Below are 19,244 nucleotides of genomic sequence, written 5' to 3'. Positions count from 1 at the left end.
TGCCGGAACGCGCGACCGGACGCCAGACACGACGCTCACGGGCCCTGGGTCGCGGCCGCCACCCGCACGGCGATCGCCTTGGCGGCCGGCGTCTTGGACTGCTCGTCATGGTGCCAGAGCGGCAGCAGCACGTTCAGCTCCGGATAATACCCGGCGCAGTTGCCCTCCGGGATGTCGTAGGCCACCACGCGCAGGCCGCCGACGCGCCGCGGCACTTGGTCCTCGGCCTCGGTCTCCACGGCGACGGTGAGGCCGTCCCTCAGCCCCAGCCGGGCGATGTCCCGCCGGTTCATGAACAGCACGTCGCGGGTGCCCTTCACCCCGCGGAAGCGGTCGTCGTAGCCGTAGACCGTGGTGTTGAACTGATCGTTCGACCGCAGGGTGATCAGGTCGAGCACGTCCGGGCCGCGGGCTGGAAGGTCCGGATCGGCCTCGAGGCCCTCGGGGACCGCGAAATTCGCCTTCCCGGTCTCGGTCTCCCACTTGCGGTCGCGGGCGCCCAGCGGTTTCAGCAGGCCGCCGGGCTGGAACATCCGACCGTTCAGGTCGTGGAACACGCTCGGGTAGGTCGCTTCGATCGCGTCGCGCACCCGCGCGTAATCGGCGACCCAGGCATCCCAGTCGATGCGGGGATTCGGCGGCAGGGTCGCCTTGGCGATCTCCGCCACGATCCAGGGTTCGGCGCGCACATGCGGACCGACCGGATCGGCCACCCCCCGCGAGCCATGGAACTGCGCGGTGGAGCTCTCGATCGACACGGCCTGCGGGCCGCTCGCCTGCCGGTCGATCTCGATCCGGCCGAGGCACGGCAGGATGTAGGCGACGGCGCCGTTCACGAGGTGGGAGCGGTTGAGCTTGGTCGAGACCTGCACCGTGAGCCGTTGCCGGCGCCAGGCCGGCTCCATCCGGCCGGTATCGGGGATCGCCCGCAGGAAGTTGCCGCCAAGCCCGATGAACGCCTTCACGCGTCCATCGAGGAGACCCTCGCAGGTCTCCACCGTGTTGAGCCCCTTCTCCCGCGGCGGCTCGAAGTCGTAGAGTTCCTTCAGCCGGTCGAGCGGTGCCAGTTCGGGCTTCTCGGTGATGCCGACGGTGCGCTGGCCCTGCACGTTCGAGTGGCCCCGCACCGGGCAGATCCCGGCGCCGGGCTTTCCGATATTGCCGCGCAGAAGCAGCAGGTTGACGAGCATCCGGACGGTCTCGGTGCCCTTGCGGTGCTGGGTCAGGCCCATCCCGTAGATGCCGATCACCGCCTTCGCGCGGGCGTAGACGCCGGCGGCCGCCTCCAGCGCCGTCCGGGTCAGGCCGGAGCGCCGCTCCAGGGCGGCCCAATCCTGCCCGTCGCAGAAGCGGACGAAGGCCTCGAAGCCGTGGGTGTGCTCGGTGATGAAGGCGCGATCGAGGACCCCCGGCCGGCCGGCGGCGTCCGCCGCCCGGTCGAGGGCGAGCAGCGCCTTGCACAGGCCGGTGAGCGCCGCGAGATCCCCGCCGGCTTTCACTTGGTGATACTGCGTCGAAATCTTGGTGGAGGAGCGCGTCAGCATCTCCACCGGCGATTGCGGGTCGGTGAAGCGCTCCAGCCCGCGTTCCCGGAGGGGGTTGAAGGTGATGATCTGCGCGCCCCGGCGCCGCGCCTCCTGGAGCGGGTGCAGCATCCGCGGCGAATTCGACCCGACATTCTGGCCGAAGAAGAAGATCAGATCGGTGGTCTCGAAGTCCTCCAGCAGCACCGTGCCCACCGGGGCGCCGATCGATTGCGGCAGCGCCACCGAGGTCGGCTCGTGGCACATGTTGGAGGAATCCGGCAGGTTGTTGTTGCCGTAGAGCCGGGCGAGCAGCGCCCACATGTAGCTGGTCTCGAGGGAGGCCCGTCCCGAGGCGTAGAACACCACCGATTTCGGGTCCTGCGCGCGCAGGTCCTTCAGCTCCCGGCCGATCTCCGCGAGGGCCTCCGCCCAGGCGACGGGCCGGTAGCGGTCCGTCTCCGGATCGTACCGCATCGGATGGGTGAGGCGTCCCTGCTCTTCGAGGGCGTAGTCGCTCCAGCCGAGGAGTTCGGTCACCGTGTGTTCGGCGAAGAAGTCCGGGGTCGCCCGCCGCCGCGTCTGCTCCCAGGCAGTCGCCTTGGCGCCGTTCTCGCAATACTCGAAGGCGAGGGGCTTGGCGGGCTTCGCCCAGGCGCAGGACGTGCACATGTAGCCGTCCGGCTTGTTCTGCTTCAGCAGCATCGCCGAGCCGGTGATCGGCACGCCCTCACGGGTCAGGATCTCGACGAGGGAGCGGGCCGAGCCCCAGCCGCCCGCCGGGCCGTCATAGGGCTCGATCCGGACGTCGTCGGTCTTCTGATCGGCCATGCCGTCCTCCCATCCGGCGCATCGATCACCGGACGAAGGGAACGCACGAGGGGGCGAATGGGATCACGGGCGCGTCACCGCGTTCTTGGACGGCTTTCCTTGCCGATGGCGCGGATCTAACGTCGACGTGCGGACCGACCGCCGGAGGAGGAAACCATGGCCAGCGTCGACGTCGAGATGGTGAAGTGTGCGTGCCAGGATTGCGTCTGCGTGATTCCGGTCTCCAAGGCCGTGTCGCGGGACGGCAAGGCCTATTGCTGCGACGACTGCGCGGACGGCCACAAGAATCACGCCGGCTGCGAGCACGCCGGCTGCGCCTGCCACGGCTAGGGCCGCTCGCAATCGCGCTGCGACGGTCTGGAGAAGGCATCTTTGGCCGAGACAGCCGCGACGCGCCCCCTCTCCCGTGCGGGAGAGGGTTGGGGTGAGGGATCAGGTCTTTCCGGAAAGCTCTCGCCCCTCATCCTGTCCTCCTCCCGCACGGGAGAGGGGATTCGCGCCTCGCTCGGCGCGGGCTCGGCTGTCGTCACCCTGCCGACCTGATCGGCCGCGGCTCTGCGTCCGTGCCCGACCTCGCGGTCAGGAGACCGCCGCGAGCTTGTCTGCCATCGACTGGTCCTTGTCGCGGCGCGTCGAGAAGATCAGCGTGAAGAAGGTCCGCTGGACGCCGAGTTCTGCGAGCTTCGCCTCGCATCGCTCGGCCAGCGCGCAAATCTCCGACAGCTCACCCTCGATGTTCGTGCCGTTGGGATGCATCGTGGCGGTGAGCCCGCTCGCCTCGATGATGTCCTTGATCGCCCGGACGTAGGGCGAGACCGACGGGCCGACGCCCATCGGCACGATGCAGAGGTCGGCCGAAACTTTCATGGTGCCTGCCTGATCCGGGGGAAGCGGCCCCGCACGGTTCTGCGACCGGACGCGGGGCGGGCCGGCAGGCTATCGCCGGCCGCATCGACTTTCCAGGGCGCTGCCGAGCCGGCCGTCACGCCTCGCCGGTTTCGAGCGCGGCGGCGCGCACGGAAGGCAGGCACGGATTGGCATTGTCGGTGCGCCACGCGAGCCACAGCTCCGGCCCGGTCGTGGCGGGCAGGGCGATCGGCCGGAGCCGGATATCGGCCATGCTGTTGCCCCGGGCACTGCCCGGCACCAGCGCGACGCCGATGCCCGCGCCGACGAGCGCCAGCATCGCGTGGACCTGATTCACCCGCTGCACGATCCGCGGCTGCACGCCCCCGGCCTCGAACAGCCTGTCGAGGAGGTCGATGAAGTAGCGGCCACCCCGGGGCGACCACGTCACGAAGGCCTCGCCGTCGAGATCCCGCAGGGTCGGGGTGCGGGCGGTCGCCAGGCGGTGTCCGCGCGGGACCGCGAGCAGCAGCCGTTCCCGTGCGAGCGGCGCCGTCGCGATCGCGGATTTCGGATCCTGCAGGACCGGACTTGGCCGCAGGATCGCGAGATCGGTGCGGTTCTCGCCCAAAGCCAGGATCTGCTCGTCCGAGACCATCTCCTCCAGCACGAGGTCGACCTCGGGCAGGGTTCGGCGGACATGGGCGACGACCTGGGGCAGCGTCCGGTAGGCCGAGGCGGCGGTGAAGCTGAGGCGCAGCACCCCGCTCTCGCCCCGGTCGGCACGCTGCGTGATGCGCGCGGCGTTCTCGGCCGCCGCCAGCACCCGGTGGGCCTCCGCCAGGAAGGTCCGGCCCGCCGGGGTCAGGCGCACCGCCCGGGTGGTCCGCTCGAGCAGCGTCACGCCCAGCGTCTGCTCCAGCATCTGGATCTGCCGCGACAGGGGCGACTGGGTCAGGTTCAGCCGTGCCGCGGCCCGGCCGAAATGCATCTCCTCGGCGACGGCGATGAAGCTGCGGGCGTGGCCGAGATCGAACATTGATGCAGGATCCGGGATAATCCAGCCAAAATCAACGTTGGACGCATCGAAAGCCTGCGCCTAACCCCGGACGCGACACCGAACGGTGCGCATCAGGGAGAGGAATCGATGGCGCGGATGACCCCGGCCGAGATGGCGCGCGTGTTGGGCTCCGGCCTGCTGTCCTTCCCGGTCACGCATTTCCGCGACGATCTCGGCTTCGACGAGACCGCCTATCGGGACAATCTCGGGCGGCTGGCCGACTACAAGGTCTCGGGCCTGTTCGCGGCCGGCGGCACCGGCGAGTTCTTCTCGCTGACGCCCGCCGAGATCGACCGGGTCCTGCGCGCCGCCGTCGCGGAGACCCGCGGCCGCACGCCGGTCATCGCCCCCGCCGGCCAGGGCACCGCCCAGGCGGTCGAGATGGCCCGGGCCGCCGAGGCCGCCGGCGCGGACGGAATTCTGCTGCTGCCGCCCTACCTCGTCGGCTCCGAGCAGGCCGGTCTCGCCGCCCATATCGAGGCGGTCTGCCGCGCGACCTCTCTCGGGATCATCGTCTACAACCGCGCCAACGCCCAGCTCAACGAGCAGACGCTCGCCGGCCTGTGCGAGCGCTGCCCGAACCTCGTCGGCTTCAAGGACGGCGTCGGCGATGTCGAGCTGATGACCCGGATCTACGCCGCTTTGGGCGACCGCCTGACCTATGTCGGCGGCCTGCCCACCGCCGAGACCTTCGCGCTGCCGTATCTGGAGATGGGCGTCACCACCTACTCCTCGGCGATCTTCAACTTCCTGCCCGAATGGGCGCTGTCCTTCTACGACAGCGTGCGCCGCCGGGACCGCGATGCCGTCTACCGGGAGCTGCGCGACTTCGTCCTCCCCTACATCGCGATCCGCAACCGCAAGCGCGGCTACGCGGTCTCGATCGTCAAGGCGGGGATGAGCGCCGTCGGCCGCCACGCCGGCCCGGTCCGGCCGCCGCTGACCGAATTGGACGCGGCCGAGCGCGCCGAGCTGACGGCGCTGATCGGCGACCGCCGCTGAGCCCCCACGAGACGACCAACGACAGACCCGCCGAGCCAACGGCGGCCACGACCCGCCTCCTGGATCAACCGGGCGGCGACGAGCCAGGGAGAACGTCCATGAGTGCCAGTTCGAGCGGCGCGGCGAGCACCCTGCTCGACGCCGCCGATGCGGGTCGCCGCACCCGCGTCCGCCTGCTGATCGTCGCGATGCTGTTCGCCGCCACGACGATCAACTACGCCGACCGCGCGACCATCTCGATCGCCGGACCCGACATGGCCAAGGAACTCGGCCTGTCTCCGGTCCAGATGGGCTACGTCTTCTCGGCCTTCGCGTGGTCCTACGTTCTGGCCCAGATTCCGGGCGGCTGGCTCCTCGACCGCTACAGCGTCAAATGGGTCTACGCCGCCGCCGTCGCCCTCTGGTCCGGCTTCACCCTGGTCCAGGGGGCCGTCGGCTTCTTCTCCGGCCTCACCGCCGTGGTGCTGCTGTTCGCCCTGCGGCTCGCCGTCGGCCTCACCGAGGCGCCGGTCTTCCCCGCCAATGCCCGGATCGTCGCCGCGTGGTTCCCGACCCGGGAGCGCGGCATGGCGTCGGCGTTCTTCAACTCGGCGCAGTACTTCGCCACGGTGCTGTTCACGCCGCTGATGGCGTGGATCGTCCACAATTTCGGCTGGCACCACGTCTTCACCAGCATGGGCCTGCTCGGCCTCGCCTTCGCGGTGGTGTGGCTGCGCGTCGTCGACAGCCCGAAGAACCACCCGTCCATGAATCAGGCGGAGCGGGACTACATCGAGGCCGGCGGCGCCCTGCTCGACATGGACGGGCAGAGCCGGACCAGGCAGGGCGATGCCGGCCGGACGCTGCGCCAGCTGCTCGCCAACCGCATGCTGCTCGGGATCTATATCGGCCAGTACTGCATCACCGTGCTGACCTACTTCTTCCTGACGTGGTTCCCGGTCTACCTCGTCAAGGAGCGCGGCCTGTCGATCCTCCAGGCCGGCTTCGCCGCGGTGCTGCCGGCGCTCTGCGGCTTCATCGGCGGCATCCTCGGGGGCGTGATCTCCGACCTGCTCCTGCGCCGCGGCTTTTCCCTGACGGCGGCCCGCAAGATCCCGATCGTCGGCGGCATGCTGCTGTCGATGAGCATCATCGGCTGCAACTACGTCCAGGCGGATGCCCTCGTGGTCGGGCTGATGGCGCTCGCCTTCTTCGGCAAGGGCATCGGCGCGCTCGGCTGGGCGGTCGTCGCCGACACCTCCCCGCGGGAGAGCGGCGGCCTTTCGGGCGGCCTGTTCAACACCTTCGGCAACACCGCCGGCATCACCACGCCGATCGCCATCGGCTACATCGTCCAGAGCACGGGCTCGTTCAACGGCGCCCTGGTCTTCGTGGGCCTGAACGCCCTCGTCGCCTGCTTCTGTTACCTCGTGGTGGTCGGCGAGATCCGCCGCGTCGAGCTGAAGGCCCACTGACCCGCGGGCCGGGCCGGCCCCGTTCCGAACCCGCCCCGCGCCCGGCTCAGGCCGGCCGGGGATCTTCGAGGAGGACGCCATGCCGAACGACAGCCGTCATGCCGCGCGCAACACGCCCACCGTGACCGAGATGAAGGTCGTGCCGGTCGCCGGCCACGACAGCATGCTCCTCAACCTCTCGGGCGCGCACGGACCGTACTTCACCCGCAACCTCGTGATCCTCACGGACTCCACCGGCGCCACCGGCCTCGGCGAAGTCCCCGGCGGCGAGGGCATCCGCAAGACCCTGGAGGATGCCCGGGACCTCGTGGTCGGGCAGCCGCTCGGCGCCTGGAACGCGGTGCTGAACGCCATGCGGACGCGCTTCGCGGATCGCGATTCCGGCGGGCGCGGGCTGCAGACCTTCGACCTGCGCATCACCATCCACGCGGTGACGGCGGTCGAATCCGCCTTCCTCGACCTGCTCGGCCAGTACCTCGACGTGCCGGTGGCCGCCCTCCTGGGCGAGGGCCAGCAGCGCGACGCCGTCGAGATGCTGGGCTACCTGTTCTACGTCGGCGACCGCACCCGCACCGATCTCGATTATCGCGCACCGACCGCCCGCGACGGCTGGTTCCGCCTGCGCGACGAGGAGGCGCTGACACCGGAGGCCGTCGCCCGGCTCGCCGAGGCCGCCTACGACCAGTACGGCTTCAACGATTTCAAGCTGAAGGGCGGCGTGCTGCGGGGCGAGGAGGAGATCGCCGCCGTCACCGCGATCCACGCGCGCTTCCCCAAGGCTCGGGTGACGCTGGACCCGAACGGCGCGTGGTCCCTCGACGAGGCGATCCGCCTCTGCAAGGGCCAGGGCCACGTGCTGGCCTACGCGGAGGATCCCTGCGGCGCCGAGGGCGGGTTCTCGGGCCGCGAGATCATGGCCGAGTTCCGCCGCGCCACCGGCCTGCCCACCGCCACCAACATGATCGCCACCGACTGGCGGCAGATGAACCACGCGATCCAGCTCGGCGCCGTCGACATCCCGCTCGCCGACCCGCATTTCTGGACGCTCGCCGGCTCGGTCCGGGTGGCCCAGCTGTGCCGCGACCACGGCCTGACCTGGGGCTCGCACTCGAACAACCATTTCGACGTGTCGCTCGCCATGTTCACTCACGTGGCCGCGGCGGCCCCGGGCAACGTCACGGCGATCGACACCCACTGGATCTGGCAGGACGGCGAGCGCCTGACCAAGGAGCCGCTGGCGATCCGCGGCGGCCTCGTGCGGGTGCCGGAGCGGCCGGGCCTCGGCATCGAGCTCGACATGGCGGCGGTGGAGGAGGCGCACGCCCTCTACCGCGACCACGGCCTCGGCGCCCGCGACGACGCGGCCGCCATGCAGTTCCTGATCCCAGGCTGGAGCTTCGACAACAAGAAGCCCTGCCTGGTCCGCTGAAGCCCGGCCCGGGCCCGCGCCGTCAGACGCGCGAGCTCGGGCGGTAGAACGGCTCGTGCCGCGACGGGTCGATGTAATCGGCGTAGAAGCGCCGCGCGTGGGGCAGCAGCGCCTTCGAGAGCTGGCGCCGCTCGACCTCGTCGTCCGACAGCGCCCGCGACAGGTCGTCGTGGAGCGCCTTCAGGGCGGCATCCTTGTCGACCCGGGTGAAGCGGCCGTCGGCGTAGAGCACCTCGCCCTCGCACAGCACCGTGGTCACGCCGCCGGTCTTGGCCCGCTGGATCACGGCGTCGAGGAGCGGCGTCTCCGGGTCGAGATACGGGTAGGCGATCTGGTCCCAGTCGATCAGGACGAGGTCGGCGCCCTTGCCGACCTCGATCGTGCCCAGGCTATCGCCATAGGGCGTGGTGCGGGCGCCGCCGACGGTCGCCATGCGCAACACCTGCGCCATGCTCGGCACGTCGGCCTCGTCCATGCCGGGCACCCGGTGGGCGCGGAGCACGAGGCGCATCTCCTGGAGCATGTCGCGGTCGTCGTTGATGCCGGCCTCGTCGAGGCCGATCGCCGTGTTGATCCCCTTCGCCTCGAACCGGTTGAGCGCCGCCACGCCGGAGCGCAGCCGGAAGTTCGACGAACAATTGTGGCAGATGCAGGTGCCGGTCGCCGCGACCCGCTCGATGTCGGATTCGTTCAGCCAGACCCCGTGGCCGAGCGTCAGGCGCGGACCGAGCATGCCGAACCGGTCGAGATACTCCAGGGCGGTGCCGCCGCCGCGCTTCTCCGCGTAGGCTTTCTGGTAGGCGGTCTCGACGAGGTGCATGTGCATCGGCACGTCGTAGGATTCGGACAGGCCGGCGAGCCCTTCGAGGGCCGCGTCCGAGCACCAGTGCAGGTTGGCGGGCGCGAGCTGGATCTTGGACCGCGACGCCCCGGCCTGTCCGGCATGCAGGCTGCGGAACAGGGAGAAGTTGTCCTCCAGGGACATCTGGAAGCGCTCGAACCAGCGCTTCATCGGGTCCTGCAGCGGCGCCGGCAGGCTCGCCACGAAATCCATGTCGGCCTGATAGACGAGGCGGTTCTGGTCGCGGACCGCGAAGCAGTACGAAACCCGCATGCCGATGTCGCGATAGGCGCGCAGCACCTCGTTGGAGCGCGCCTCGACCTCCTCCAGGCTGCCGGGCATCCAGCCGTGGATGTGCTGGACCGTGGTGATCCCGGAGCCGACCATCTCGAAGGCCGAGTACAGGGTGTCGAGGTAGAGGTTCAGGTTGCGCGCCACCATGCGGGTGACGAACCACAGTTCCAGCGGCATGTCGGGGGAGCCGAGCTGCACCGGCGTGAGGCCGACATGGTGGTGGCCGTTGACGAAGCCCGGCAGCAGGATCTCGCGGCCGGAGCCGATCACGGGGGCGTCGGGATAGCGGGCATGCAGGTCCGCGTAGGTGCCGACCGCCTCGATCACGCCGTCCTTCTGCAGGACCGCGCCGTCGGCGATCTCCTCCCAGCGGTCGTGATCGAGGGTACGGGTGATCATCCGCCGGCTGCGGATCAGCGATGTGGCCATGGTCGTGTCCGTGTTGGGGGAGGGGGTCAGACGAGCGCTTCCTGCTCGGCGAAGGCCCGGTCGACCTCGTCGCGCAGAAGCTCGGTGAGGTGCCGCCGCATCGCCTCGGCCTCGAGGGAGAACGGGTCGCGCGGGCGGGGCAGGTCGTTGCGGACGATGGTCTTGATCCGCCCGGGCCGGGCCGTGAACACCACCACCCGGTCGGCGAGCGCCACCGCCTCGTCGATGTGGTGGGTCACGAACAGCACCGAGGCGCCGCTGTCGCGCCAGACGTCGAGCAGGAAGTCCTGCATCTTCTGGCGGGTCTGGACGTCGAGCGCCGCGAAGGGCTCGTCCATCAGCAGGACCTTGGGACGCATGGCGAGCGCCCGGGCCACGGCCACGCGCTGGCGCATGCCGCCGGACAATTCGTCCGGCCGCTTGTCGAAGGCCTCGGCGAGGCCGACCCGCTGGAGGGCGGCCCGCGCGATACTCCGGCGCTCGACCTCCGGCACGCCTTTCAGCGACAGGCCGAAGCTGACGTTCTGCCAGACGCTGAGCCAGGGCAGCAGCGAGGTCTCCTGGAAGATCAGGCTGCGCTCCGGCGACGGGCCGGTGACGGCCTCGCCGAAGGCCAGGAGCGCGCCCCCGGAGGCGGGTTCGAGCCCGGCGATCAGGTAGAGCAGCGTGCTCTTCCCGCAGCCCGAGGGGCCGAGAAACACCACGAACTCGCCGGGCCGCACGGTGAGGTCGATGTCGCGCAGGGCCTCGTGGGCGCGAGCGGTGCCGGCCGCCCAGACCTTGGCGACGCCCCGGCAGGAGACGGCGTCCTGGGATGCGGGATCAGAGGCCAAGGGAGGACCCCGCGTCGCGCGGCAGCCAGTAGAGCATCCGCCGCTGGACCAGCCGGAACAGCAGGTCGAAGGCGAAGCCCAGGAGGCCGATCAGCGTGATGGTGAAGAAGACGAGCGACGGGTTGAAGGTGTTGCGCGCCAGCATGATCACCTGGCCGAGCCCGTAGCCGACGCCGGTCGCTTCGGCGACGAGCACCACCATCCAGGCGCCGAACAGGTTGAGGCGCAAAACCGCGAGCAGCCCCGGCAGGATCGCCGGCACGATCACCCGCACGTAGATCTGGCGCTTCGTCGCCCCCATGGTCCGGGCGACGTTGATGTAGTTCCGGTTGACCCCGTCGATCTGGTGGATGGTCGAGAGGACCATCGTGAAGAACAGGGCGATGAACACCATGAAGATCGCCGGGGCGTTGCCGATCCCGAACATGAAGATCGCCACCGGCAGCCACGCGATCGGCGAGACCGGGGCCAGCAGCGTGATGGTCGGCAGGGTCAGCCGCTCGAACAGCACGACGTAGCGGATCGCCACGCCGACGAGGATCGACAGGGTCGCGGCCAGGGCGAGGCCCGCCAGAACCCGGCCCGTGGAGGCGAGCACGGTGATCAGCACCGCCATGGCGGGGCTCGGGCCGGCATTCATCCCGGTGCCGATCTGCCAGCGTTGCGCGGTGTTGAAGAAGCGCGCCTGCTCGGCGAGGTTGCCGAGGAAGATGTGCGGCGGCGGCAGGAGCTTGGCGTCGGCGATGCCGAGCGCCCAGAGCAGCTCCCAGAGGCCGGCGAAGCAGCCGACCGAGACCAGCATCCAGCCGGTCCGTTGCAGGAGCGGGACGAGCCCGTCGGGCAGCGCGAGGCGCTGACCGAAGGGCACGCGCGGCCGGATGTGCGGGACGGCGGCGCGGGCGAGATCGACGGCCATCCGCTCAGGCCGACTTCAGCTTGAGCTTGCCGTAGAGATCCGGGTTCTCGGCGATGACCTGCTCCAGCAGGGTCCAGTCGATCGCGTCGCGGCCGGGCTTCTTCTTGATGTAGCCCATCTCGGCGACGGAATCGGTCCGGTCGAGGATGAACTGCGTCTGGTTGCGGGCGTCCACCACCGAGGGCTGCCGGCCCATGGCGAGCTGGGCGTTGCTCATCGAGGTCTTGTAGTAGGAGCCGACGAGCTTGTTCAGGGCGGCCTGGGGATCGCCCTCGGCCAGGGCCTGGGCCTTCATCATGCCCTTGATCAGCGCCTTCACGGCGGCCGGGTTCTTGGCGATCAGCTCATTGCGGACCGCCAGCACGCAGTCGGTGTAGCCCTTGCCGTAGATGTCGGTGCCGTCGGAGAGCTTCACGGCGCCCTTCACGTCGGTGAGGAGCGCGGTGCCGTAGGGCTCGATGGTCGAGATGATGTCCAGCGCCCCGGCGCGGAACGCCTCCACGGCCTCCGGGGTCGAGCCCATGTAGCGGACCGTGATGTCCTTGAAGGCGACGCCGTTCTTCTTCAGCCAGTCGTAGGGCAGCACCTCCAGCGTATCGAGCTGGAAGGTGCCGAGCGTCTTGCCCTTGAGCTTCTCCGGGCTGTCGAGGCCGGGCTGGGCGACCAGCACGCAGCCCTCGATGCCGCCGCCGGCCACGATCTTCACGGGGGCCCCCGCGTCGTAGAGCGCCATGAAGCTCGTGTAGGGCATCACGCCGGCATCGACCTGCCCCATGCCGAGGAAGGTGACCTGATCCGAGAAGGTCGGCGTGTTGACGAAGTCGATGGTCAGGCCGTCATCCTTGGCGAGCTGCATCGCCTCGGCGAGGAAGAAGTTCAGGTTGCAGAAGCCGGTGCCGTGGGTCGCACGGATGCCGGTGGCCGCCGCGGCCGGGCCGGTCAGGCCCGGACCCACCGCCAGGGTCAGCGCGGCGGCGGTCCCGCCGAGGAAGCGCCTGCGGCTGGGCTTGAACCGCGTGAAATCCGGGACGCGATAATCGCCGTGACGGTCGCACATATCGACTCTCCTCAGAGGGCGGATCGTGCGATCCGCCGGACGGCGCGTGCCGGTGCTGAAACGGAGGGATCGGAGCTCGGGACAGGCTCAAGGCAGTCGCGGAGATCCGGTCGCCCGGCACCTCACCACATCGACGGCACGCCAACCTCTAGCCGCCGCCGGGGCGACGCTGCGCTGGTGAAGACGAACCAAGAAGCGTGCCAGATGCAGGGACCGACCGTATTGGCGGCGCGCCTTGCCCGTCGGCGCTGTCGAAGAACTGCACCGCCGTCATTGCGAGCGGAGCGAAGCAATCCAGCAGCGCCAGGCCTCCGAACGTCGCGCTGCCCTGGGTCACTTCGCTGCGCTCGTGATGACGGACACCGTCTTCGCGCCGCGATTCGACCGGTCCGACGCCCGCGAAAGCAGCTGAATGCCGCCGGCGTATTCAGCCGGGGTCCTCGGACAGTGCCGGACCGGCCTCAGCCGCGCGCGGAGCGCTCTGCCCATTCCCGGCGCAGGATGGCGTACTGCATCGTGTTCTCGAAGATCGGGTTGCCCTGATCGTCGTCCACGAAGGAGACGAACTCGCGGAACAGGCCCTCGAGGCGCATTCCCAGCGTCGCGCACAGGCGGTGCGAGGCGGCGTTGTCCTCCTCGACATAGGCGTAGAGGCGCCGCGCTTGCCGCTCGGAGAACAGGTGCCCGAACAGAGCGGCCGCGGCCTCATGGGCGTAGCCCGCGCCGCCATACGCGGCGTTGAAGTTCCAGCCGACCGAGAAGGTGTCGGGCGGTTCGGGGAGGCAGAACAGGTCGCCGATCAGCCGGCCGGACGCGGTCAGGCACACGGCCACGTGCTCGTCGTCGCTGGCGCGCCGCTCGGCCTCCGCCTCCGCGTCCGCCGGCGTATCGAGGCGGCTGCTCAGGAAGCAGCGTGCCCGCGGCCGGTGCAGGTAGGCGAACAGGTCGGCGGCGTCGTCCGGCCTGAAGCGCCGCAGGATGAGGCGGTCGGTCCGGATGGCGATCATCGGGCTCCCGGTCGGCGCCGCCCTACGCGGCCACGAGGTTGAAGGTGCGGTCGGCCGGCGCGAGGCTCACCCGCCGCCCCCAGTCGAAGGCGACGAAATCCTGCTCGATCCCGTCCGAGAACACCACGCCGCCCTCGTTCATCCGCGACACGACGGTGAGGGGCGATCCGGCGAACTTGCCGCCGCGCAGGTCGGTGCCGGTGGCGACGCTCGGGAACGGCTCGCGCACCCAGTAGCCGAAGGCCGCCTCCTCGATGCCCACCTCAACGGTGAGGTGCGTCGCCTCGCTGATCGAGCGCGCCCAGCCGGTCAGGCCCGTGCCCGAGGCCACGATCAGCCCGCTCGACGATTGGTCCTCCGCCCGCGCCCCGTCGTCGATGCGGTAGCGCGCGGATTGGTGGCTGCGGTGGCCGACGAAGATCTCGTTCAGGGCGAGCAGCCGCTCGCCGCCATCGAAGGTCGCCTGCACCATGGTGCGCCGCTGCAGGGGCGCGGCGCCGGCCGCGCTGGCGGGCAGCAGGCCACGCAGGGCCTCGACCCGGGCCCGGGTCAGCACGCCGTCGTAGAGGTCGGGCGCCGGGTTGACGCCGACCACCGGCTGCCCGTCGAGGTATTTGGCGACGTTGGCCACGAGCCCGTCCTGCCCCACGGCCACGACCACGTCCTCGGGGGCGAAGAGGAAGCGGTCGAGGTCGGGGCGCCGCACCAGGGCCTGCCGCCAGTCCAGGGGCACGGCGGACCGCGCCTCGGCGAGCACGGCCTGGAATTGGGCGTGGCGCGCCTCGACCTCCGCGAGCGTCTGGCCCCGGCTCTCCAGGAAGAACCGGACCTGGCCGCGGGTCGCGTGCCGGGCGATGAGCAGCTCGTAATCCGTGTCGCGGATCACGAAGACGACCCGGGGGGTGATGGCCGGCATGACGGGCCTCCTCAGCGCGGCGCGAGTCGCGCGGGCAATGCGCCGCGGAACTCCCCGAGGACGGCCGCCAGCAGGTCGGGCGTGACGTTGACGTGCTCGATGGTCTCCAGCTTGCCGGCGAGTTCCCGGGCCGCCAGACCGAGCAGGACGGCGGGCGGCATGTCCCGGTAGATTGCGGCGCGGCGCTGCTCCGCCTCGGCCCGGGCCCCCTCGACGAGCCGGATCCGCTCGGCCTCCGCGGCGGCCTCCAGGCCGCGGGCCTCCGCGACGCCGGCGGCGCGGTCGCGGGCGTTCTCGGCTTCTTGCGCGATCAGCACGGTCTCGCGCCGGGCCAGCTCGGTCTTGGTCGCGAGCTCGTTCTCCGCGATGGCGCGCTCCTTCTCGACCGCGAGCGCGCGCCGGGCGAAGGTCGCCTCGTCGGCCTTCTGCTGCAGGGCCTCGAAGGTCGGCGTCTGCAGGGCGCGCTCCAGCTCGCTGGTCGGCGCGAGGTTGGTGAGCCGCACCGCCACGGCCGCGATGCCGATCTCGGCCAGCGCCGGGGCGGCGAAGAGCACCCGTTCCAGAACGGCGCGCAGCGGCTCCGGCCCCGCGTCGAGGAGGGCGCCGATCGGGCTCGCCCCGAGATATTGCAGCACCGCCTGGCCGGCGATGCCGCCGAGGCGCGCCTCGATCCGCTCGATCGGCTCGCCCTGCAGGCGCCCGGTGCGGAGGTCGATCGAGAAGTCGACCCGGCTCGCCAGCAGCTCGGGATCGACGACGTGCCAGCCGATCGTCCCCTGGACCACGACGGTCTGGAAGTCCCGGCTGCGGCCGCGGACGAACAGGGTCATCTCGCGGTCGTCCACCGGCACCTCGCTGATGCTGGCGGTCTCGGGCCGGAACCAGAAGACCAGCCCCCGCCCGCTCTGCCGGACCCGGCCGTTGCGGAAGCGGATGATGTGGCTGCTCGCCTCGCTCCGGAGCTGGGCGATCACACCGATGTTGCGGACCGTGGCCATGATGGTCTCCTCAAAACTGACCCGACCTGTCGAAGCGGAAGAGTTCGGCGGGGCGGAACGCCGTCCCGGCCTCGCGGGCGCCCGTCGGCGCGATCCAGCCCCGGTCGCGCATGCGGCGGCGGAAGGCGGATTTGTTGAGGGGCGCGCCGCGGATCGCCGCGTGCACGTCCTGGAGCTGGCGGAGGGTGAAGTGCTCCGGGAGCAGCGCGAAGCCGACATCCGTGTAGTCGAGCTTGCCGCGCAGCCGCTTCACGGCGAGCGCCAGGATGTCGGCGTGGTCGAAGGCGAGGGCGAGGGGGGCGCCGTCCTCCGTGACGGCCGAGACCGGACCGCCGGCCTCGCCCGCCCAGGGCACGACCAGCGTCGCCGCCGTCAGCGCGGCGCCGCCCGCCAGGGCCTCGGCGAAGGCCGCCTCCGGCAGCAGCGCCAGGTAGGCGACCGAGACGATACGCATCCGCGGATCCCGGTCCACGCCACCGAAGGTGTAGAGCTGTTCGAGCCGCGCCCGCCCGATCCCGGCCTTGTCGCGCAGGACGCGCTCCGCGGCGGCGTCGAGGGTTTCGGCGATGCCCACGAACCCGCCCGGCAGGGCCCAGAGGCCCGCCTGCGGCTGCTGGCTCCGCCGCAGCAGGAGAGCGGCGAGCCGCCCCGCCCGGATCCCCAGCAGGACGAGATCCACCGCCAGGGCGGGCCGCTCGTAGGCCGCAGGATCGTAGCCTGCCAGGAACTCGGATTCGGTCATCGCTCGATTTCTACTCAGGTTGAGCATAACTAAGACGCAGGTTGCGCATATGTCAAGGCGGTGGCGGATCCGTCAGGACGCGCCGCCGTGCGCACAGCTCCGCACCGGCTCCGCACAGATCCGCCGCGGCGCGGCCGGCGGGTGCGGGCCGAGCCTGGAAAAGGGCGAAGCTTCTCGTGGCGGCAGAAGGGCGGGCGCGGGAGCTTCAGCGGCGAGCCGGCCCCGATCCGCCGGCGCAGGAGGTTTCCCCGATGCCGTTCTTCGCTCCACGATCCGCGGTCGAGCCCCCCCGCAACGCCGCGTTGTCACCGCTCTTCCTCGCGCTGCTGGCGCTCCTCATCATGCTCGCCTCGGCCCACGCGGCGCCGGGGACGGCGCGGGGCGGCCTGATGCTGCGCGGGCCGGCCGGCACCGCGCCGGCCGAGGCCGTCCAGCTTGCCACCGACATCAGCGTCGATGTCAGCGGCCCGACCGCCCGGGCCACCGTCACCCAGGCCTTCCGCAACACCACGGCGGAGTGGGTCGAGGGCACCTACGTGTACCCCCTGCCGGAGGACGCGGCCGTCGACGGGATGAAGCTCGTCGTCGGCAACCGCGTGATCGTGGCCGACATCCGCGAGCGGGCGGCGGCCAAGCGCGCCTACGAGGTCGCGAAGGCGGCCGGGCAGTCGGCGGCCCTGACCGCGCAGGAGCGGCCCAACATCTTCACCAACGCGGTCGCCAATATCGGCCCCGGCGAGACGGTGGTGGTCCAGATCACCTATCAGCAGACGATCCCCGTCTCCGGCGAGACGAGGACGCTGCGCCTGCCGCTGGTCGTCGCGCCCCGCTACACTCCCGCCCCCGCCGCGGTGGACGCGGTCTCCCTCGACGGCGTGGCCGAGGCGGCCCGCGACCCGGTTCCGGATCGCGCCCGGATCAGCCCGCCGGTGCTCGACCCGGCCCTGTCCCCGCCGACCAACCCGGTCGCCGTCACCGTGCGGCTCCAGGCGGGCTTCGCCGTCGGCGCCGTCCGCAGCGCCACCCACGCGATCCGCGTGACCGAGACCGGCTCGGAGGCGCGCACCGTCACGCTGGCCGACGGCGTCGTGCCGGCCGACCGCGACCTCGAGCTGACCTGGGAGCCCGCTCCGAGCCGGGTGCCCGGCCTCGGCCTGTTCCGCGAGACCGTGGCCGGCCGGACCTACCTGCTGGCCGCCGTGAACCCGCCGGCGCTCGAGGCCGACGCGGCCACCCGGCCGGCGCGCGACGTCACCTTCGTGATCGACAATTCCGGCTCGATGTCCGGCGCCTCGATGCGGCAGGCCAAGGCCGGGCTGCTGGCCGGCCTCGCGCGTCTGACGCCGCAGGACCGCTTCAACGTCATCCGCTTCGACGACACCTGGGACGCGCTGCATCCCGAGCCGGTCCCGGCGACGCGGGCGGACCTGGCGGAAGCCGAGCGCTTCGTCGCCGCCCTGGAGGCCCGCGGCGGCACCGAGATGCTGGCGCCGCTCAAGGCGGCCCTGGCCGATCCCCATCCGGAGGACGGGCGCGTGCGCCAGGTCGTGTTCCTCACCGACGGGGCCGTCGGCGACGAGGAGCGGATCTTCGCGGCGATCCACGCCAATCTCGGGCGCACGCGCCTGTTCATGGTCGGCATCGGCTCGGCGCCCAACGGCCACCTGATGCGCCACGCCGCCGAGATCGGCCGCGGCAGCTTCACGGAGATCCGCGACCTCGCCCTGGTCGGCGAACGGACCCGCGCGCTCTACGAGAAGCTGGAATCCCCCGCCGTCACCGACCTGACCGCGACCTTCTCGGTCCCGGGCGTCGCCGTCACGCCGGGCGCGCTGCCCGATCTGTATCGCGGCGAGCCGCTGGTCTTCGCCGCGCAGCTGCCGGAGGCGGCCGAGGGGATCGCCCACGGGACCGTGACCGTCTCGGGCCGGGTGGGCGGCCGGACCTGGACCCGGACCCTGCCCCTCGCCGCGGCCGGCACGGGCGCCGGCATCTCCAAGGTCTGGGCGCGCTCCCGGATCGGCGAGACCGAGACCGCGCGGATTACCGGACGCCTCGGCGCGGAGGCGGCCGACGCCACCATCCTGGCGCTGGCCCTGGAGCACGGCCTGACGACGCGGCTGACCAGCCTCGTGGCCATCGACGCCACGCCCCGCCGGGCGCCGGGCACGCCTCTCGTCGCCGCCGACCTGCCGCTGAACCTGCCGGCGGGCTGGGACTTCGCCAAGGTGTTCGGCACGGACCGGACCGGCGAAGCGCCCGCCGACGACAAGGCCGCCCGGATCGTGCCGATCCATGCCGGCGAGGCGGGCGTCGACCTGCCGCAGACCGGGGCCGGGATCCTGGCGCAGCTCGGCCTGGGCCTGCTCCTCGCCCTCCTGGGCCTCCTGCTGGGCGCTGGCCTGCAGCGGCGCGGCGTCCGGCTGATCGGGGACGCGCGATGAGCCGCTCCCCGGTATCCGGACTGGGGAGGGCCCTCGCGGCCCTCCTCACCCTCGGGGGGCTCGGGCTGGCGGCGCAGGCCGCCTGGATCCCTGCCAAGGCCGCCCTGGCGCAGGTGCTGCTGGAGCGCGCTTTCGCCCGCACGCTGGCCGAGGGGCACCCCGCCAAGCCCTGGCCCTGGGCCGACACCGAGCCGGTCGCCCGGCTCACGGTCGCGGGCCGCAGCTTCGTGGTGCTGCGGGGCGGGAGCGGCCAGGCCCTGGCCTTCGGCCCGGGCCATCTGGACGGTACGCCGGAGGCCGGCGCGCCCGGCACCGCAATCTTCGCCGCCCACCGCGACACGCAGTTCGCGGTGCTGGGGCGCCTCGGGCCCGGCGATCCCGTCACGGTGACGGGCCGCGACGGCCGGACCCGGCATTTCCGCGTCACCGGCACGCGGGTGGCGCGGTGGGACGCCTCGGGCATCGACCCGCAGGCGGCCGGCCGGCATCTCGACCTCGTCACCTGCTGGCCCCTGGAGGCGCTGCGGGCCGGACCGCTCCGGCTGATCGTCGAGACGGAGCTGGCGTCGGAGGCGGGGCGTTCCTGACGGGCCGCCGTGGATGGCCAGCTTGGCCGCGCTTG

At 71.4% G+C, this 19,244-nt stretch carries 17 protein-coding genes; 6 read left to right on the top strand and 11 right to left on the bottom strand.

Features of this window, described 5'->3' with window-relative positions:
* Positions 1-35 precede the first annotated feature (35 nt).
* Complete coding sequence (locus PQI07_RS06455) at positions 36-2,354, bottom strand: FdhF/YdeP family oxidoreductase (RefSeq protein WP_043357026.1); 2,319 nt, start codon at positions 2,352-2,354, stop codon at positions 36-38.
* A 156-nt stretch (positions 2,355-2,510) separates the two neighbouring features.
* Here PQI07_RS06455 and PQI07_RS06450 point away from each other — a divergent pair, with 156 nt between their 5' ends.
* Positions 2,511-2,684, top strand: coding sequence for a metallothionein (locus PQI07_RS06450; protein ID WP_043357024.1), 174 nt, complete (start codon positions 2,511-2,513; stop codon positions 2,682-2,684).
* Between the two features lie 249 nt (positions 2,685-2,933).
* Here the strand turns inward: PQI07_RS06450 and PQI07_RS06445 are convergent, their stop codons facing one another.
* Together PQI07_RS06445 and PQI07_RS06440 are read right to left on the bottom strand one after the other, a co-directional pair.
* Positions 2,934-3,221, bottom strand: coding sequence for an MTH1187 family thiamine-binding protein (locus PQI07_RS06445; protein WP_043357022.1), 288 nt, complete (start codon positions 3,219-3,221; stop codon positions 2,934-2,936).
* Between the two features lie 115 nt (positions 3,222-3,336).
* Positions 3,337-4,239, bottom strand: coding sequence for a LysR family transcriptional regulator (locus tag PQI07_RS06440; protein ID WP_043357021.1), 903 nt, complete (start codon positions 4,237-4,239; stop codon positions 3,337-3,339).
* A gap of 108 nt (positions 4,240-4,347) precedes the next feature.
* Here PQI07_RS06440 and kdgD point away from each other — a divergent pair, with 108 nt between their 5' ends.
* The 3 genes from kdgD (at position 4,348) to gudD (ending at position 8,145) form a co-directional block, all read left to right on the top strand.
* Positions 4,348-5,262, top strand: a complete 915-nt coding sequence (gene kdgD, locus PQI07_RS06435; protein ID WP_274926286.1) for a 5-dehydro-4-deoxyglucarate dehydratase — start codon at positions 4,348-4,350, stop codon at positions 5,260-5,262.
* A 98-nt stretch (positions 5,263-5,360) separates the two neighbouring features.
* Positions 5,361-6,716 carry an MFS transporter gene (locus PQI07_RS06430; protein ID WP_043386722.1) on the top strand — a complete coding sequence of 452 codons (1,356 nt, stop codon included), beginning with the start codon at positions 5,361-5,363 and terminating at the stop codon, positions 6,714-6,716.
* Positions 6,717-6,795: 79 nt separating this feature from the next.
* On the top strand, positions 6,796-8,145 hold the full coding sequence (gene gudD / locus PQI07_RS06425) for a glucarate dehydratase (protein WP_043386727.1): 1,350 nt from the start codon (positions 6,796-6,798) through the stop codon (positions 8,143-8,145).
* A 22-nt stretch (positions 8,146-8,167) separates the two neighbouring features.
* Here the strand turns inward: gudD and PQI07_RS06420 are convergent, their stop codons facing one another.
* From PQI07_RS06420 to PQI07_RS06385, 8 genes are all read right to left on the bottom strand, one after another.
* Positions 8,168-9,709, bottom strand: a complete 1,542-nt coding sequence (locus PQI07_RS06420; RefSeq protein WP_274926285.1) for an amidohydrolase family protein — start codon at positions 9,707-9,709, stop codon at positions 8,168-8,170.
* Positions 9,710-9,735: 26 nt separating this feature from the next.
* Positions 9,736-10,542, bottom strand: coding sequence for an ABC transporter ATP-binding protein (locus PQI07_RS06415; RefSeq protein ID WP_274926284.1), 807 nt, complete (start codon positions 10,540-10,542; stop codon positions 9,736-9,738).
* A complete protein-coding gene (locus PQI07_RS06410; protein ID WP_274926283.1) occupies positions 10,532-11,458 on the bottom strand; it encodes an ABC transporter permease in 927 nt (308 codons plus the stop codon). The genes PQI07_RS06415 and PQI07_RS06410 overlap by 11 nt, the downstream gene beginning before the upstream one ends.
* 4 nt (positions 11,459-11,462) lie before the next feature.
* Positions 11,463-12,515 (bottom strand): ABC transporter substrate-binding protein, encoded by a 1,053-nt coding sequence (locus tag PQI07_RS06405; RefSeq protein WP_043760248.1) that lies wholly within the window; start codon positions 12,513-12,515, stop codon positions 11,463-11,465.
* Positions 12,516-12,976: 461 nt separating this feature from the next.
* A complete protein-coding gene (locus PQI07_RS06400) occupies positions 12,977-13,522 on the bottom strand; it encodes a GNAT family N-acetyltransferase (protein ID WP_274926282.1) in 546 nt (181 codons plus the stop codon).
* A gap of 22 nt (positions 13,523-13,544) precedes the next feature.
* Positions 13,545-14,438, bottom strand: coding sequence for an NAD(+)/NADH kinase (locus PQI07_RS06395; RefSeq protein ID WP_274926281.1), 894 nt, complete (start codon positions 14,436-14,438; stop codon positions 13,545-13,547).
* 11 nt (positions 14,439-14,449) lie between these two features.
* Positions 14,450-15,436: an SPFH domain-containing protein gene (locus PQI07_RS06390; protein ID WP_043760252.1), complete on the bottom strand. Its 987-nt coding sequence runs from the start codon at positions 15,434-15,436 to the stop codon at positions 14,450-14,452.
* Between the two features lie 10 nt (positions 15,437-15,446).
* Complete coding sequence (locus PQI07_RS06385; protein ID WP_179697679.1) at positions 15,447-16,178, bottom strand: NUDIX hydrolase; 732 nt, start codon at positions 16,176-16,178, stop codon at positions 15,447-15,449.
* A gap of 251 nt (positions 16,179-16,429) precedes the next feature.
* Between PQI07_RS06385 and PQI07_RS06380 the strand changes: the two genes are divergently transcribed.
* Both PQI07_RS06380 and PQI07_RS06375 read left to right on the top strand, forming a co-directional pair.
* On the top strand, positions 16,430-18,622 hold the full coding sequence (locus PQI07_RS06380; protein WP_274926280.1) for a marine proteobacterial sortase target protein: 2,193 nt from the start codon (positions 16,430-16,432) through the stop codon (positions 18,620-18,622).
* On the top strand, positions 18,619-19,209 hold the full coding sequence (locus PQI07_RS06375) for a class GN sortase (RefSeq protein WP_043353988.1): 591 nt from the start codon (positions 18,619-18,621) through the stop codon (positions 19,207-19,209). Before PQI07_RS06380 ends, PQI07_RS06375 begins: the two co-directional genes overlap by 4 nt.
* Positions 19,210-19,244: the final 35 nt, after the last annotated feature.

The sequence above is a fragment of the Methylobacterium sp. 092160098-2 genome (assembly GCF_028920805.1).
In the GTDB taxonomy this organism is placed as follows: Bacteria; Pseudomonadota; Alphaproteobacteria; order Rhizobiales; family Beijerinckiaceae; genus Methylobacterium; species Methylobacterium fujisawaense.
The sequence above is the reverse complement of the archived record's forward strand: the minus strand, read 5'-3'. Positions and strand labels throughout refer to the sequence as shown.